Source organism: Vibrio sp. 10N.222.55.C6, from assembly GCF_041473395.1.
Taxonomy (GTDB): domain Bacteria; phylum Pseudomonadota; class Gammaproteobacteria; order Enterobacterales; family Vibrionaceae; genus Vibrio; species Vibrio crassostreae_C.
In genome coordinates, this window is record NZ_JBFRSD010000787.1 from 1 (window position 1) to 659 (window position 659).

Consider the following 659-nt stretch of genomic DNA (forward strand, 5'->3'; position numbering starts at 1 on the left):
AGCGAGGAGTTCAAGTAACATTAGCTCTTGGTATGCTCGTGAGCTCTTTAATCCAGTAAATAAATAGCTGTCTCTAACTAGCTTTCCAAACAAGCCGCCGCGATGATAATGTCGAAGAGCGAAATCGCTTTTTTCCCCCTTAACAAACCATGTTGTTCCTCTACCTTGAGCGTGCCCCAGTATTGCTTGATTCGCCTTCCAATAATCCACAGAAAAAGCCAATTCAACGTCTTCGGTGAGTAATTTAGGATTATACCAGTACGTTGTTTTATGGATTTGCTTTGTTGTAAACATGAATCACTGTCTCGTATTGGGGAGTTTATGGCATACTTGGTAGAACAGTATATCAAACGCCGAACAGATTAATGAACGATTCATGTAGTTACCAAAAAATATTAGTTGTTGCCACTCATTGCATTGGTGATAGTTTGTTGATCTCTGCTTTTACCCATAGTCTGAGAAAAGCGTTTCCGACCGCAACAATAGATGTTTTAGTTAATGCTAGAGGGGAGATGGTTTTTGGTACCAATCCAGACGTTGACTCTTTAGTTGAAATTCCGCCAAGAGCATCCGTTAAGGACTATTACCGGATTTTAAAAACGCATGGTCGATATGATTTAGTCGTCAATGAAATGCTTAATGATAGAACAGCTATCTAT

1 protein-coding gene and 1 pseudogene are annotated in these 659 nt (G+C 39.6%); one reads left to right on the plus strand and one right to left on the minus strand.

Features of this window, described 5'->3' with window-relative positions:
* Window positions 1–294, minus strand: a 294-nt coding sequence (locus AB4486_RS26175; RefSeq protein ID WP_372119675.1) for a lipopolysaccharide kinase InaA family protein, incomplete at its 3' end; no start/stop codon positions are given.
* Window positions 295–365: 71 nt separating this feature from the next.
* Here AB4486_RS26175 and AB4486_RS26180 point away from each other — a divergent pair.
* Window positions 366–659, plus strand: a pseudogene (locus AB4486_RS26180) (glycosyltransferase family 9 protein); the annotation flags it as partial.